The sequence below is a fragment of the Rugosimonospora acidiphila genome, from assembly GCF_039543385.1.
Lineage (GTDB): Bacteria > Actinomycetota > Actinomycetes > Mycobacteriales > Micromonosporaceae > Rugosimonospora > Rugosimonospora acidiphila.
This window is the reverse complement of sequence record NZ_BAABJQ010000004.1, coordinates 350,828-366,250: the sequence shown is the minus strand read 5'-3', so window position 1 is coordinate 366,250 and position 15,423 is coordinate 350,828. Positions and strand designations below refer to the sequence as shown.

Genomic DNA, 15,423 nt, shown 5'->3' with positions numbered 1-15,423 from the left:
CCGGTCCATTTGGCGGGACGGATGGACCTTCCCGGCGGTGGGACGCGCGGGCAACGGGGTCACCTGCGGATCGTCCGGATGCTGGGACAGGTTGACTCAGCGAATGAGATGCGTCAGAGTAGGCAACATGTCATCGTCCCGGCTCACCCGAGTACTTACCTAGACGCACTCTCCACCCGTTCCGGAGAGTGCGTCAGCCCCGTGCGTCCAGCACGCGGGCTTTTTTAATGCCCGAGACCAGGTCCGTATCAGCGAGTCGAACACTTCGAGCAAAGGCCTGACATGACGAAACCGACACCCGACATCATCGCCCATCGCGGCGCCGCCCCGGATCGGCAGGCGGCCACCGGCCGCGCCATCCCGGCGCCCGCGCAGCCGGCCGCCGCCTCGCCCCGGGTACCGGCCGACCGGCCCGTCCGCGCGAAGGCTCTGGTCAACGAGCCGATGACCGGCGCCAGCGCGCTCGTCCGCTCGCTCGAGGCACTAGACGTAGACGTGGTGTTCGGGATCCCGGGCGGCGCCATCCTGCCCGCCTACGACCCGCTGTTCGACTCCGCGGTCCGTCACATCCTGGTCCGCCACGAGCAGGGCGCGGGCCACGCCGCCAGCGGCTACGCGCACGCCACCGGCAGGGTCGGCGTCTGCATGGCCACCTCGGGTCCGGGCGCGACCAACCTGGTCACCCCGATCGCGGACGCCTACATGGACTCGATCGGCATAGTCGCGATCACCGGCCAGGTGTCGCGCAGCGCGATCGGCACGGACGCCTTCCAGGAGGCGGACATCGCCGGCATCACGGTGCCGATCACCAAGCACAACTACCTCGTGCAGACCGGCGAGGAGCTGCCCAGGATCCTGGCGGAGGCGTTCCACCTGGCATCCAGCGGCCGTCCCGGCCCGGTGCTGGTGGACATCCCCAAGGACGTGCTGCAGGGGCAGACGAGCTTCTCCTGGCCGCCGACCCTGGACCTGCCCGGCTACCGGCCGACCCTGCACCCGCACGGCAAGCAGATCCGCGAGGCGGCCCGGATGATGGTCGGCGCCCGCCGGCCGGTGCTGTACGTCGGCGGCGGGGTGCTGCGCGCCGGCGCCGCCCAGGCGCTGCGGACGCTGGCCGAGCTGACCGGAATCCCGGTGGTCACCACACTGATGGCGCGCGGCGCGTTCCCCGACTCGCACCGGCAGCACCTGGGCATGCCCGGCATGCACGGCACCGTGCCAGCCGTGTACTCGCTGCAGCGGGCCGACCTGATCGTCGCGCTGGGCGCGCGCTTCGACGACCGCGTCACCGGCCACCTGCCCTCGTTCGCGCCGAACGCGGCGGTGGTGCACGCCGACATCGACCCCGCCGAGATCGGCAAGAACCGCACCGCGGACGTGCCGATCGTGGGCGACGCCCGGTTCGTCATCGACGAGCTGATCGCCGCGGTGACCGCCGAGCACACCGCCGGGCGCCAGGCCGACCTGGAGGAGTGGTGGCGCACGCTCGACGAGCTGAGCGGGCGGTACCCGCTGGGTTGGGAGGAGCCGACCGACGGCACGCTCGCCCCGCAGCACGTGATCAAGCGGATCGGCGAGATCGCCGGGCCGGACACCGTGTACGTGGCCGGCGTGGGCCAGCACCAGATGTGGGCGTCCCAGTTCATCTCGTACGAGAACCCGGCCACCTGGATCAACTCCGGGGGCCTGGGCACCATGGGATTCGCGGTGCCCGCCGCGATGGGCGCGAAGGTCGGCCGGCCGGACAGCACGGTGTGGGCGATCGACGGTGACGGCTGCTTCCAGATGACCAATCAGGAGCTGGCCACCTGCGCGCTGGAGAACATCCCGCTCAAGGTCGCCGTGATCAACAACGGCAACCTGGGCATGGTGCGCCAGTGGCAGACGCTGTTCTACAACGAGCGCTACTCCAACACCGACCTGGGCACCCACAAGCACCGGGTGCCGGACTTCGTGAAGCTCGCCGAGGCGCTGGGCTGCATCGGACTGCGCTGCGAGTCCAAGGACGACGTCGACAAGACGATCGAGGCGGCGATGGCCATCGACGACGCGCCGGTCGTGGTCGACTTCGTGGTCGGCAAGGACGCGATGGTGTGGCCGATGGTCGCCGCCGGTACCAGCAACGATGAGATCATGTTCGCCCGTGGCGTCCGCCCGGCCTTCGACGAGGACGACCTCTGATGCCGGCCGCCGAGATCGCAACGAAGAGGGATCACCTGTGATGAGCGACAAGCACACGCTGTCGGTACTGGTCGAGAACAAACCGGGCGTGCTCGCCCGGGTGGCTCAGCTGTTCTCCCGGCGCGGCTTCAACATCGACTCGCTCGCGGTCGGCGAGACCGAACACCCCGAGGTCTCCCGCATCACCATCGTCGTCAACGCCGACTCCTCACCCCTGGAGCAGGTGACGAAGCAGCTCAACAAGCTGGTGAACGTTTTGAAAATTGTCGAGCTGGAGCCGGCCACGAGCGTGCACCGCGAGCTTCTCTTGGTCAAGGTCCGCGCGGACCGGCCAACCCGCACCCAGATCCTGGAGACAGTGAACCTGTTCCGGGCCCGGGTGGTGGACGTCGCCCCGGACACGTTGACGATCGAGGCAACGGGTACCGCCGATAAGCTGGACGCGCTGCTGCGCGACCTCGAACCGTACGGGATCAAGGAAATGGTGCAGTCCGGCCTGGTCGCGATCGGCCGTGGCTCACGGTCGATCAGTGGTCCCGCGCTCCGCGCGGCCGCTTGAGCAGGCCCACGCTAGTTGGAAAGGAAACTCAAACGTGACCGCTGAGGTCTACTACGACGACGACGCGGACCTGTCCCTCGTCGCCGGCAAGAAGGTCGCCGTCATCGGGTACGGCAGCCAGGGACACGCCCACGCGCTGTCGCTGCGCGACTCCGGCGTCGAGGTGCGGATCGGCCTTCCGGAGGGCTCGAAGAGCCGGGCGAAGGCGCAGGAGCAGGGTCTTGAGGTGGGCACGCCGGCCGAGGTGAGCGCCTGGGCCGACGTGATCATGCTGCTCGCACCGGACACGGCGCAGCGCAAGATCTACGCCGACGACATCGCGCCGAACCTGAAGCCGGGCAAGGCCCTGTTCTTCGGGCACGGCCTGAACATCCGGTACGGGCTGATCGAGCCGCCGGCCGACATCGACGTGGCCATGGTCGCGCCGAAGGGCCCGGGCCACCTGGTGCGCCGTCAGTTCGTCGACGGCAAGGGCGTTCCGGTCCTGGTCGCGGTCGAGCAGGACGCGACCGGGCAGGCGCTGGCCCTGGCGCTGTCCTACGCGCGGGGCATCGGCGGCACCCGCGCCGGTGCCATCAAGACCACGTTCAAGGAAGAGACCGAGACCGACCTGTTCGGCGAGCAGGCGGTGCTGTGCGGCGGCGCCTCGGCGCTGGTACAGACCGGGTTCGAGGTGCTCACCGAGGCCGGGTACGCGCCGGAGATCGCATACTTCGAGTGCCTGCACGAGCTCAAGCTCATCGTTGACCTGATGTACGAGGGCGGCATCGCCCGGATGCGGTACAGCATCTCGGACACCGCCGAGTACGGCGACTACTCGCGGGGCCCGCGGGTGGTCGACGCCCGGGTCAAGGACGAGATGCGCAAGATCCTCGGAGAGATCCAGAGCGGCGAGTTCGCCCGCGAGTGGATGTCCGAGGACGACGCCGGCCGCCCGAACTTCAACAAGTGGCGGGCGGAGAGCGCGGCGCACCCGATCGAGGAGACCGGCAAGCAGCTGCGCGGGATGATGAGCTGGGTGGACCGGCCGATCACCGAGACGGCCTGAGCGCCGGATCGTCCCGGCTCCCAGCGACGCCTGAGATCCTGGCGGCGGCCACCCGAGCGGTGGACCGCCGCCACGATCGTTTCTGACCCCCGCCACGATCGTTCCTGACCCCGCCAGATCGGTTCGGCCCGCGGCCGCGATCGTTTCTGACCCCGCCACGATCGCCGTGGCAAGCGGCGCGGTACTCGGTAACGCGGCAACAATCGCCATTTGTCTATCTCCCCTGGCGTCCTCCCGGCCCGTACGATCAACGTCGATGGGAGCGCGGCGCGGCGCTCCTCGGCCGCCAGCGCAACGAGGGCAAGCGAGGGCACCGTGACCGACACCGTGACTCCTGTCGTGCTCATCACCGAGGAACTGGCTCCGGCGGCACTCGACGTGCTCGCCGACGACTTCGACGTCCGCCACGCGGACGGCACCGACCGGCCGGCGCTGCTCGCCGGGCTGGCGGACGCCGACGCGGTGATCGTGCGCAGCGCCACCCGGATGGACGCCGAGGCGATCGCCGCGGCGCCCCGGCTGAGGGTGATCGCCCGGGCCGGCGTCGGGCTGGACAACGTGGCGGTGCCGGCCGCCACCGCCCGCGGCGTCATGGTGGTCAACGCGCCGACCTCCAACATCGTCTCCGCCGCCGAACAGGCCATCACGCTGCTGCTCTCGGTCGCCCGGCACACCGCCGAGGCCAACGCCTCGCTGCGCCGGGGCGAGTGGAAGCGGTCCCGGTTCGTGGGCGTGGAGATCCAGGGCAAGACCGTGGGAGTGGTCGGCCTGGGGCGCATCGGCATGCTGGTCGCGCAGCGCATGGCCGCCTTCGGCACCAGGTTGATCGCGTACGACCCGTACCTCCAACCGGCCCGGGCGGCGCAGCTGGGGGTCAGGCTGGTCGGCCTGGAGGAGCTGCTGCGCGAGTCGGACTTCATCACCATCCACCTGCCCAAGACGCCGGAGACCATCGGGCTGATCGGGGAGAAGGAGCTGCGGCTGGTCAAGCCGACGGCGCGGATCGTCAACGCGGCACGTGGCGGCCTGGTCGACGAGCGGGCGCTGGCCGCCGCGCTGGCCGAGGGTCGGGTGGCCGGGGCCGGGCTCGACGTGTTCGAACAGGAGCCGTGCACCTCCTCACCGCTGCTGCGGTTCGACACGGTGGTCGCCGTACCGCACCTGGGCGCGTCCACCGTCGAGGCTCAGGACAAGGCCGGGCTCGCCGTCGCGCGCAGCGTGCGCCTGGCGCTGCGGGGCGAGTTCGTGCCGGACGCGGCCAACATCCAGGCCGGCGGCGTGGTCGCCGAGGACGTCCGCCCGCTGCTGCCGCTGGCCGAACGGCTGGGCAAGGTGTTCACCGCCGTCGCCGGGGGAGTCGCGGTGAACGTGGAGATCGAGGTGCGCGGCCCGGTGGTGGCCAATGACGTGTCAGTGCTCAGGCTGGCCGCCACCAAGGGACTGTTCGCCGCGGTGGTCGAGGAGCGGGTGACGTACGTCAACGCGCCGCTGATCGCGGCCGACCGCGGCGTGGAGGTCACGCTCGCGGCCGTGCCGGACGGTGAGGAGCAGCCGCCACTGGTGTCGCTGCGCGGCGCTCTGCCGGACGGCCGGGCGGTGGAGGTGTGCGGCACGGTGCACAACGGCGTCGCGGGGGCCGCCGGGGTCCGGCTGACCGGGGTCGACGGGTTCGACCTGGAGCTGTCCGCGGACGGCGTGCTGCTGTTCTTCCGGTACCTGGACCGGCCGGGCGTGGTCGGCACGGTCGGCACGATCCTGGGCGGTGCCGGGCTGAACATCGCGGCCATGCAGGTCGCCCGGCGGTCGGCCGGCGGCGAGGCGCTGATGACGCTCACCGTCGACTCGCCCGTCGCGGCCGACCTGATGGCCAAGACCGCCGAGTCGGTCGGGGCCACGGCGTACGCCACCGTGGACCTGACCGACTGACGGCTCGGTTCGGACTAGTTCACGTCGGTCACGGCCTGCGCGAACTGGGCGGAGTACAGCCGCGCGTACGCACCCTCGGCGGCCAGCAGCTCGTGGTGGGTGCCCTGCTCCACGATCTTGCCGTTCTCCATCACCAGGATGAGATCGGCGTCGCGGATCGTGGAGAGCCGGTGCGCGATGACGAAGCTGGTGCGCCCCTGGCGCAGCGAGTTCATCGCCCGCTGGATCAGCACCTCGGTGCGGGTGTCCACCGAGCTGGTCGCCTCGTCCAGGATCAGGATCGCCGGTTCGGCGAGGAACGCCCGCGCGATGGTGAGCAGCTGCTTCTCGCCCGCGCTGACGCCGGTACCCTCCTCGTCCAGCGCCGTGTCGTACCCGTCGGGCAGGGTGCGCACGAACCTGTCCACGTGGGTGGCCCGGGCGGCCTCGACGATGCGCTCGTGGCTGACCGCCGCGGGCGTACCGTCCAGCTCAGGTGAGCCGGCGGAGGCGCCGTAGGCGATGTTCTCCGCGATGGTGCCGCCGAACAGCCAGGCGTCCTGGAGCACCATGCCGGTCCGGGAACGCAGCTCCTCCCGGCTCATGGTGGCGATGTCCACCCCGTCGAGGGTGATCCGTCCCTCGGTCACCTCGTAGAACCGCATCAGCAGGTTGACCAGGGTGGTCTTGCCGGCACCGGTGGGGCCCACGATGGCCACCGTCTGGCCCGGCTCGACGGTCAACGACAGATCCTCGATCAGCGGAGTGTCCGGGGTGTACCGGAACGAGACGTGCTCGAACTCGACCCGACCGTGTACCTGCGCCGGGCGGGGCGTGCTGGCCGGGTCCGGGTCGGGCTCCTGCTCGTCCGCGTCCAGCAGCGCGAACACCCGCTCGGCCGAGGCCACCCCCGACTGCAGCAGGTTGGCCATGCTCGCCACCTGGGTCAGCGGCTGGCTGAACTGCCGGGAGTACTGGATGAACGCCTGTATGTCGCCGAGGCTGATGGCGCCGGAGGCCACCTGCAGCGCGCCGACCACGGCGACGAACACGTAGTTGACGTTGCTGATGAACATCATGGCGGGCTGGATCAGACCGGAGATGAACTGCGCCCGGAAGCCCGACTCGAAGAGCTTGCCGTTGTGCTCCTCGAAGGTCTCCGCCGCCTCCTCCTGCCGGCCGAACGTCTTGACCAGCGAGTGCCCGGTGTACATCTCCTCGATGTGGCCGTTGAGCCGGCCGGTGGTGGCCCACTGCGCGATGAACCGCGGCTGGGCCCGCTTGCCGATCTTCGTGGTCACGAAGACCGAGACCGGCACCGTGACCAGCGCGATCAGCGCGAGCAGCGGGGAGATCAGGAACATCATGACCAGCACACCGATGATGGTCAGCAGGGACGTGACGATCTGGGCGAACGTCTGCTGCATCGACTGGGCGAGGTTGTCGATGTCGTTGGTGACCCGGCTGAGGATCTCACCGCGCGGCTGCTGGTCGAAGTACCGCAGGGGCAGGCGGGCCAGCTTCGTCTGGGCCTCCTCGCGCAGCCGGAACACCGCGCGCTGCACGACGGCGGTGGTCAGCCGGCCCTGCAGCAGACCGAACACGCCCGCGCCGAAATAGATCAGCACGACCAGCAGCAGGACGCGCCCGACCTGGTCGAAGTCGACGCCGTGCCCGGGTACGACGTGCATGGACTGGACCATGTCGGCGATCGAGCCGTGACCCGACTGGCGCAGGCCGGCGATGGCCTGAGCCTTGCTCACGCCCTCCGGCAGCTGCCGCCCGATGACGCCCGAGAAGATCAGGTCGGTGGCCCGACCGAGGATCTTCGGCCCGGTGACGCTCAGCCCGACGCTCGCCGCGGCCAGCAGCAGCACCACGATGACCAGGCCCCGCTCGGGCCGCAGGGTACGCAGCAGCCGCAGGCTGGATCGCCGGAAGTCAAGCGACTTCTCGGTCGACGCGCCGGCCATGAACGCGCCCGGGCCGCGCCGCATCGCGGGCGAGGGACCGAGCCCGCGCTGTGGGGTGGCCCGCTCGCCGGCACCGTGCCCGGCCCGGCCGGGGCCGCTCGCGCCCGGCGCGCTGGCGCCGGGGCCGCTGGGGCCCGGGCCGCTGGGGCTCGGACCGCTCGAATTCGGGCCGCTCGAATTCGGACCGCTCGGCGTCGGCCCGCTGGCCCCCGAGCCGTTCGGCCCCATGCCGCCGGCCCCCGGGCGGTCGCCCGGACCCGTCTGCCTGCCTGGCCTGGTCACGCCTCCGCCTTCCCGTCGCGGCTGAGCCTGGCGCCTGCGGCGCTTGACCGGCTCACGCCGCTGTTGTTGTCCTTCGCGGCGGTGAGCCTGGCGCCTGCGGCGCTTGACCGGCTCACGCCGCGGCCTCCTGCTCCGTCAGTTGGGAGAGCACGATCTCCCGGTAGGTCTCATCGGTGCTCATCAGCTCGTCGTGCGTGCCGGTGCCGACCACCCGGCCCTCGTCGAGCACGATGATCCGGTTCGCGTTCCGGATCGTGCTGACCCGTTGGGCGACGATGACCACCGTCGCCCGGGCGGTCTCGCGGGCCAGCGCCGCGCGCAGCGCCGCGTCGGTCGCGTAGTCCAGCGCCGAGAAGGAGTCGTCGAACAGGTAGATGTCCGGGCGGCTGACCAGCGCGCGGGCGATGGCCAGGCGCTGTCGCTGCCCGCCGGAGACGTTGGTGCCGCCCTGGGCGATGGGCGCGTCCAGCCCGTCGGGCATCTGCTCGACGAACCCCCGCGCCTGCGCGATCTCCAGCGCGTGCCACAGCTCGTCGTCCGTGGCGTCGGGATTGCCGTACCGCAGGTTCGAGGCGACCGTGCCGGAGAACAGGTACGGCCGCTGTGGCACGAAGCCGACCGCGCTCGCCAGCACCTTGGGCTCGAGTTCGCGCACGTCCACGCCGTCCACCAGCACGCTGCCGGCGGTGGCGTCGAAGAGCCGCGGCACCAGGTTGATCAGCGTGGTCTTGCCGCTGCCCGTACTGCCGATCACAGCGGTGACCTCGCCCGGCTGGGCCGAGAGGTTGATCCCGCGCAGCACCGGCTGCTCCGCGCCCGGGTAGCGGAACTCGACGTCGCGCAGTTCCAGCTCGCCGTGCCGTCGGGCGCTCGGAACCGGGTTCGCCGGGGGAACCACGCTGGAGTCGGTGTCGAGCACCTCCTCGATCCGCTCGGCGCAGACCTCGGCGCGGGGCACCATCATGAACATGAAGGTGGCCATCATGACCGACATCAGGATCTGCATGAGGTAGCTCAGGAAGGCGGTCAGCGCGCCGATCTCCATGTGGCCGCTGTCGATCCGGTGGCCGCCGAACCACAGGACGGCGACGCTGGACACGTTGACCACCAGCATCACGGCCGGGAACATCAGCGCCATCAGCCGGCCGACGCCCCGTGAGACATCGAACAGCTGGTTGTTGGCGGAGCCGAAGCGCTCCCGCTCGTGCGTGTCCCGGACGAACGCGCGGATCACCCGGACGCCGGTGATCTGCTCCCGCAGCACCCGGTTGATCTGGTCGATGCGCACCTGCATCAGGCGGAACAGCGGCCGCATCCGGGAGATGATCAACCCCATCAGCACGCCGAGGACCGGCACGATGACCAGCAGCAGGGAGGAGAGCGGAACGTCCTGGTTGAGCGCCAGGATGATGCCGCCGACACACATGATCGGTGCGGACACCATCAGCGTGAAGGTCATCAGCACCAGCATCTGGACCTGCTGGACGTCGTTGGTGGTCCTGGTGATCAGCGAGGGGGTGCCGAACTTGCCCATCTCCCGGGCAGAGAACGACATCACCCGGTGGAACACCTCCTTGCGGACGTCGCGGCCCAGCCCCATGGCCGTCCGCGCGCCGAAGTACACCGCGCCGCCCGAGCAGATCACCTGCACCAGGGTCACCGCGATCATGATGGCGCCCGTGCGCAGGATGTAACCGGTGTCGCCCTGGACCACGCCGGTGTCGATGATGTCGGCGTTGAGGGTCGGCAGGTAGAGCGTTGCCAGCGTCTGTACCAGTTGCAGCAGCACGATCAGCGTGATCGTCGGCCGGTACGGACGCAGGTATGTGCGCAATAGTCGGATCAGCACTCGGGCTCCCCGGGATTCGATGGTGTGGCGGCCGCCCGTAGCGCCGGAGCGACCCAACTCAGCGCCTCGCGCAGCACGGTGGCCAGGGATGGGCCGCTGCCGGCCGCGAGCCAGTGCTCCGCCGCCACCCGGGCGGCCCCGGAGACCGCGCCGGCGAGCACCCGGGGGAACAGATCGCGAGCGGCGTCCTGGCCGGTGCATTCGGCGATGGCCTCGGCCAGCGGCCGCTCCATCGCGGTGGCGGTCGCGAAGAACTCGCTGCGCAGCGCGGGGCTTGAAAACAGCAGGCAGATGGTGGCCTGGTCCGGCTCTCCGGCGCAGTACTGGGCGATCAGAGCGTCGACGATCGCCTCGGCCAGGGATGTACCGGCCGGCCGGGCGCACAGCGCCCCGCGGACCCGCAGCGCGAGGTTGGCCGTCAGCGCGACGCAGATGGCCTCTTCCCGGCTGGAGAAGTAGTTGTTGTAGGTGCGCGGCGAGACGCCGGCCGCCGCCGCGATGTCGTCGACGCGGACGTTCTCCGGCCCGCGCTCGAGGGCGAGGCGCAGCGCCGCGGCACTCAGGGCGTCGCGGGTCGCGAGCTTCTTGCGCTCGCGCAGGCCAGCCGGCGGGCCGTCGGAGATCGGCCCGTCGGGGATATCGACCGCGCGACGCCCCTGATTGGTATCGAGGAGGGTCACGCGGACAAAGTACTGGTGCCAGAACGTTCGTGCCACGCAATTATGCGTGGCACGAAGTTCTTAAGCGTTCAGCGTAACGTGAGCAGATCCCGTGTGCGGCGGCCGGCCACCACGATCGCCCGGTACCCGTCGGCGGTGGGGAACCAGGGCAGCCCGGCCTCGCCGGCCGCGTAGAGCGCGGTGGAGTATGCGTCGGCGGTGGCCAGGGTGGGGCCGGTCACGGTTGCCGGGCCCCTGGATCGGGCCGGCCCGCCGCTGTGCGGATCGATCACCGGCGCCCCGTACCCGGAGGTGGCCACGGCGCCGTCGGTCAGCTCGACCGTCGCGAGTACCCGCAGCGGGTTGTCCGGGTCGGCGACCCCGACGCGCCAGGCGCCGCCCCGCGGGCCGTTGCCCCGCACCAGCCAGTCGCCGCCCGAGGTGATCGCGTAGTCGTCGATGCCGGCCGCCCGCAGCAGTACCGCGGCCCGGTCGATCGCCCAGCCCTTGACCAGGCCGCTGGGGTCGAAACCACCCGGTACCGCCCAGGCGTCGAACCAGCCGTCGGTGGCCGCGCGCATCGCGTCGCAGCGTTCGATGATGTCGAGCAGCGGTGGCGGGTACGAGCCGGCCGCCAGTTCCCCACGGCGCACCGCGGACACGAGCGAGCGCGGGTGGAAGGGGCTGAGCGCGGTGTCTACGGCGCGCAGCTCGGCCACTGCCGCGGCGAGCGCCTCACCGATCGTGCGGCGGGCCATGGTTGGTGGTGCCGCGATGCAAAACGCGTAGGTCGCGCCCGTTATCTGGACACTATGACGGGCGATGACCCGCTCGGACAGCGCATGCACTGTGTGGCTCCCCTCATTAGTGCTGAAGCCGTCGTTGCTGACTGTAGGCGCGGCAGATGGCCATCCCCTGACGATTGCCTGGCAGTTCGCTGGGAATGCCGGCCGGCGGTGCCGACGTGCCGCTAGCCGCCAATTCTCCGCATCAATCCAGATACTGGGACCGGCGTACCGAGCTTTAGGATGATGCCTTAACGTTCCCTAGATAATCCGGAGCGAGGAGGCTTGACGTGGCGGTGGCGCGCATCGCGGTGGTGGCCGGTGACGGCATCGGGACCGAAGTGGTCGCGGAGGCACGCAAGGTGCTCGACGCGGTCCTTCCCGGGATCGAATCCACCGAGTACGACCTCGGCGCCACGCGGTACAACCGCACGGGCGAGGTGCTGCCGGACAGCGTGCGCGACGAGCTCGCCCAGCACGACGCCATCCTGCTCGGGGCGATCGGGGACCCCAGCGTGCCGCCGGGCGTGCTGGAACGCGGGCTGCTCCTGCGCCTTCGGTTTGATTTTGACCAGTATGTCAACCTTCGTCCGTCCCGCCTGTGGCCCGGCACCACGAGCCCACTGGCCAACGTCAAGCCCGGCGAGGTGGACCTCACCGTGGTCCGGGAGGGCACCGAGGGCCTGTACGTGGGCGCCGGCGGCGTGCTGCACCGGGGCACGGCCGCGGAGATCGCGACCGAGGAGAGCCTCAACACGCGACACGGCGTGGAGCGGGTCATCCGGGACGCGTTCGATCGGGCCGAGCGCCGCGAGCGGCGCAAGGTGACCCTGGTCCACAAGACCAACGTGTTGACTCACGCCGGGGGCCTCTGGGCGCGCACGTTCGCCGAGATCGCCGCCGAGCACCCGGACGTCTCCACCGAGTACCAGCACGTCGACGCCGCCTCGATGTTCCTGGTGACGCAGCCGCAGCGGTACGACGTGATCGTCACCGACAACCTGTTCGGCGACATCCTGACCGATATCGCCGCCGCGGTGACCGGCGGGATCGGGCTGGCGGCCAGCGGATCCATCAACCCGGATCGCCGGTTCCCGTCCACGTTCGAGCCGGTGCACGGCTCCGCGCCGGACATCGCCGGCAAGGGCATCGCCGACCCGGTGGCGGCGGTGCTTTCCGCCTCCCTTCTGCTCGACCATCTCGGGCACCCCGAGCAGGCCCGCCGAGTATCCGAGGCGGTCGCGACCGAGCTGGCGGGGCGTAAGCCAGGGCAGCCGGTGCGCACCGCCGAGGTCGGCGACCGTCTCGCAGGGCTGTCCCGCTGATCCCAGACTTCACGGGGGGCGCGCGACGAACGGGTCGCGCGCCCCTTTCTTTCAACTACGGGTCGAGGGGCCGTCGCGGGCCGGGTGCGTGTGCGCGCTGAACGAACGTTCGGGGTATTTTCTCACCAGGCCCGTAGCGCTTACGGAGGATTGAACAGATGAGCATCGAATTCGAGATCCGCCCGAATCCGCAGCCGGTTTCGGACCTGGAGCGGGCCGCGCTGCTGACCGATCCGGGATTCGGCCGGGTGTTCTCGGACCACATGGTCACCGTCCGCTACGCGGAGGGTAAGGGGTGGTACGACCCGCGGGTCGAGCCGCGCGCGCCCATCGCCATCGACCCGGCCAGCGCCGTGCTGCACTACGCGCAGGAGATCTTCGAAGGGCTCAAGGCTTACCACGCCCACGACGGCTCGGTCACCATGTTCCGGCCGGACGCCAACGCCGCCCGGTTCCGCCGGTCGGCGGAGCGGATGGCCATGGCGCCGCTGCCCGAGGACCTGTTCCTCGCCTCCCTCGACGAGCTGGTGCGCATCGACCGCCAGTGGATCCCGACCGACGAGGGCGGCAGCCTCTACCTGCGCCCGTTCATGTTCGCCTCCGAGGTGTTCCTCGGCGTGAAGCCCTCATCGGACTACCTGTACGTGGTGATCGCCTCGGCGGTCGGCTCGTACTTCAAGGGTGGCGTCAAGCCGGTCGCGCTGTGGGTGTCGCAGGACTACACCCGTTCGGCTCCCGGCGGCACCGGGGCCGCCAAGTGCGGCGGCAACTACGCGGCCAGCCTCAGCGCCCAGGCCGAGGCCGCCGAGCGCGGCTGCGACCAGGTGGTGTTCCTCGACGCGGTGGAGCGCCGCTACGTCGAGGAGCTGGGCGGGATGAACGTCTTCTTCGTCTACGACGACGGCACCATGGTCACCCCGGCGCTGACCGGCACCATCCTGCCGGGCATCACCCGGGACTCGATCCTCACGCTCGCCCGGGACCGGGGGATGACGGTGGTCGAGCGGCCGTACTCGTTCGACGAGTGGCGGACCGATGCGGAGAGCGGCAAGCTGCGCGAGGCGTTCGCCTGCGGCACCGCCGCGGTGATCACGCCGATCGGCCGGGTCGCCTTCCCCGACGGGGAGTTCACCATGACCGGCACCGAGGTGACCGAGCGGCTGCGCCGCGAGCTGGTGGACATCCAGCGGGGCCGCGCGGCCGACCCGTACGGCTGGGTGCACCGGGTGATCTGAGCGACCGCCCGCCAGCGGGCGCCGGGAAGTCAGGCCAGCAGATGGGCACGGAGCGACGCGACGTGCCCATCGGTCACTCCGGCATAGGCGGCGAAGCCCGGTACCGAGCCGAACCGCTCCCGTAGCCGCGCCAGGAACAGCAGCATCGCCTCCGGCGGGCAGGCCACGATCTGGGCCGGTGGGCCGCCGGCGCGGGCGAACTCGGGCGAGTCGCTGATCATCTGGGCGATGAGCGCCGCCCGCGCCGCCTCGCTGCGCCCGTAGTCGGCGGCGATGGTCTCGTCGTCCACCCCGAGCAGGGACAGGGTCAGCGCGGCCAGCACGCCGGTGCGGTCCTTGCCGGCGAAGCAGTGCATGACCAGCGGGGCGCTGGTGGGTTCGGCGACCAGCCGCAGCGCCTCGCCGATGCCCTCGGAGCCCTCCAGGATCATGTCCATGTACCGGTCGGCCAGGTATCGTGCCGGCCCGCCGTCCGGCTCATACAGGGCGGAGTCCCACTCCTGGTGCAGGGGGTGGATGTTGTGGTAGCTGAGGCCGGGAGTCTCCCGGATCCGGCCGTCCCTCTCGATCTCGTGCGGCCGGCGCAGGTCGAGGACCGTTCGGACCCCGAAGGCGCACAGCTGCCCGCACTCGTCGCCGGTCAGCCGGTGCAGCGAATCGGATCGGTAGACCCGTCCATAGTGGACGGTGCGGCCGTCGATCGTGCGGTGGCCGCCGAGATCGCGGAAGTTGAAAACGGTGGGGGCGGAGAAGGTGGCGAAGCTCTGGTCCACGACCCGAACCCTACGCCGGCCGATCGACCCTGACCCCGGGCGGTGCCGCCGAGGAAGCCTCCGCCACCGGCGGGCGGCGGTGCCCCGGGACGGGAGTGCCCGCGCATAGGCGGGGCGGGCGGTGCCCCGATCCGGCCCCGCCCGCCCCGCACCGCTGGCGCCGCGCTACCGGTGCCGCTCGTACGTGGACCCGTAGTAGCCGCCGACCTTCTCGCGGTACTCCGGGCTGGCGTACGTGTCCGGCTCGAACTGGGGCGCGTCCTTGATCTGGCTCTTCGTCCGGTCGACGTAGATGCGCTGTTCGAGCTGGTCGACGCGGTTCACCGTGCCGGCCGGCAGGAGGACCTTCTTACCGAAGATCCATGGGCCGGTGTCGACGACCAGGTACTGCTCGCCGACCAGAGCGCTGGCCTCGTCGATCTTGCCGATGTGCCCGTCGGTCGCCTCGATCCTGAACCCGACGAGGTCGGATCCGTCGCCGACCCCGGAGTCCTCCCGGTAGTTCCAGGCGTCGAAGCGGCGAGTGACGCTCGGCGTTGTCATCGGCGGGACGTCCCCGCCCATCGGCGCGGCGCCCGAGTCGGCCGGGTCCGCACCGACACCGGGGGCGGCCGCCCCGTACGGTTCGGTGTCGGGCACCGGCTCCACCGGGTCCGGTACCGGTACGCCCGTCGCAGGAGTTCGGAATAGGTTGGGGTTCGGCCTGTTCACGGCTCTACCTCCGCTTGGAGTTGGTGTGCCCTCTGGGGGAGGTACCCCTGCAACGCCCCGGATACACCCGAAAAAGAACATGGCCGACGCAGCGGTGGCAGCGCCGGCCATGCGAACGCTCGCTGCGAGCCGATCGGG

General features: G+C 70.7%; 12 protein-coding genes. 6 read left to right on the top strand and 6 right to left on the bottom strand.

The features are described from left to right. The first annotated feature begins 282 nt into the window (after window positions 1-282). The 4 genes from ABEA87_RS09370 (at window position 283) to serA (ending at window position 5,714) form a co-directional block, all read left to right on the top strand. Entirely contained in the window at window positions 283-2,181 is a 1,899-nt protein-coding gene (locus ABEA87_RS09370) for an acetolactate synthase large subunit (RefSeq protein WP_345627942.1), read from the top strand. Window positions 2,182-2,221: 40 nt separating this feature from the next. Further along, window positions 2,222-2,740, top strand: a complete 519-nt coding sequence (gene ilvN, locus ABEA87_RS09365) for an acetolactate synthase small subunit (protein WP_345627940.1) — start codon at window positions 2,222-2,224, stop codon at window positions 2,738-2,740. Window positions 2,741-2,774: 34 nt separating this feature from the next. Then, window positions 2,775-3,788 (top strand): ketol-acid reductoisomerase, encoded by a 1,014-nt coding sequence (ilvC, locus tag ABEA87_RS09360; RefSeq protein WP_345627939.1) that lies wholly within the window; start codon window positions 2,775-2,777, stop codon window positions 3,786-3,788. Between the two features lie 327 nt (window positions 3,789-4,115). Then, window positions 4,116-5,714: a phosphoglycerate dehydrogenase gene (gene serA / locus ABEA87_RS09355; protein ID WP_345628213.1), complete on the top strand. Its 1,599-nt coding sequence runs from the start codon at window positions 4,116-4,118 to the stop codon at window positions 5,712-5,714. 14 nt (window positions 5,715-5,728) lie between these two features. Here serA and ABEA87_RS09350 read toward each other — a convergent pair whose 3' ends face one another. The 4 genes from ABEA87_RS09350 to ABEA87_RS09335 all read right to left on the bottom strand — a co-directional run bounded on the left by ABEA87_RS09350 (window position 5,729) and on the right by ABEA87_RS09335 (window position 11,304). Then, complete coding sequence (locus tag ABEA87_RS09350) at window positions 5,729-7,690, bottom strand: ABC transporter ATP-binding protein (protein ID WP_345628211.1); 1,962 nt, start codon at window positions 7,688-7,690, stop codon at window positions 5,729-5,731. Between the two features lie 370 nt (window positions 7,691-8,060). Beyond that, window positions 8,061-9,797 carry an ABC transporter ATP-binding protein gene (locus ABEA87_RS09345; protein WP_345627937.1) on the bottom strand — a complete coding sequence of 579 codons (1,737 nt, stop codon included), beginning with the start codon at window positions 9,795-9,797 and terminating at the stop codon, window positions 8,061-8,063. After that, window positions 9,791-10,477, bottom strand: coding sequence for an acyl-CoA-like ligand-binding transcription factor (locus ABEA87_RS09340; RefSeq protein ID WP_345627935.1), 687 nt, complete (start codon window positions 10,475-10,477; stop codon window positions 9,791-9,793). The genes ABEA87_RS09345 and ABEA87_RS09340 overlap by 7 nt, the downstream gene beginning before the upstream one ends. A gap of 68 nt (window positions 10,478-10,545) precedes the next feature. Beyond that, window positions 10,546-11,304, bottom strand: a complete 759-nt coding sequence (locus tag ABEA87_RS09335; protein WP_345627933.1) for an FAD:protein FMN transferase — start codon at window positions 11,302-11,304, stop codon at window positions 10,546-10,548. 233 nt (window positions 11,305-11,537) lie between these two features. Between ABEA87_RS09335 and ABEA87_RS09330 the strand changes: the two genes are divergently transcribed. Further along, entirely contained in the window at window positions 11,538-12,566 is a 1,029-nt protein-coding gene (locus tag ABEA87_RS09330) for a 3-isopropylmalate dehydrogenase (RefSeq protein ID WP_345628209.1), read from the top strand. A gap of 158 nt (window positions 12,567-12,724) precedes the next feature. Continuing rightward, window positions 12,725-13,801, top strand: a complete 1,077-nt coding sequence (locus ABEA87_RS09325; protein WP_345627931.1) for a branched-chain amino acid aminotransferase — start codon at window positions 12,725-12,727, stop codon at window positions 13,799-13,801. A gap of 29 nt (window positions 13,802-13,830) precedes the next feature. Here the strand turns inward: ABEA87_RS09325 and ABEA87_RS09320 are convergent, their stop codons facing one another. Continuing rightward, on the bottom strand, window positions 13,831-14,574 hold the full coding sequence (locus ABEA87_RS09320; protein WP_345627929.1) for a tyrosine-protein phosphatase: 744 nt from the start codon (window positions 14,572-14,574) through the stop codon (window positions 13,831-13,833). A 165-nt stretch (window positions 14,575-14,739) separates the two neighbouring features. Continuing rightward, on the bottom strand, window positions 14,740-15,213 hold the full coding sequence (locus tag ABEA87_RS09315; RefSeq protein ID WP_425570804.1) for a PRC-barrel domain-containing protein: 474 nt from the start codon (window positions 15,211-15,213) through the stop codon (window positions 14,740-14,742). Window positions 15,214-15,423 lie beyond the last annotated feature (210 nt).

Coding starts and splice junctions, on each gene's coding strand:
- ilvN (WP_345627940.1), top strand. CDS start 2,222: ATGAGCGACAAGCACACGCTGTCGGTACTGGTCGAGAACAAACCGGGC.
- ABEA87_RS09350 (WP_345628211.1), bottom strand. CDS start 7,690: ATGCGGCGCGGCCCGGGCGCGTTCATGGCCGGCGCGTCGACCGAGAAG.
- ABEA87_RS09325 (WP_345627931.1), top strand. CDS start 12,725: ATGAGCATCGAATTCGAGATCCGCCCGAATCCGCAGCCGGTTTCGGAC.
- ABEA87_RS09370 (WP_345627942.1), top strand. CDS start 283: ATGACGAAACCGACACCCGACATCATCGCCCATCGCGGCGCCGCCCCG.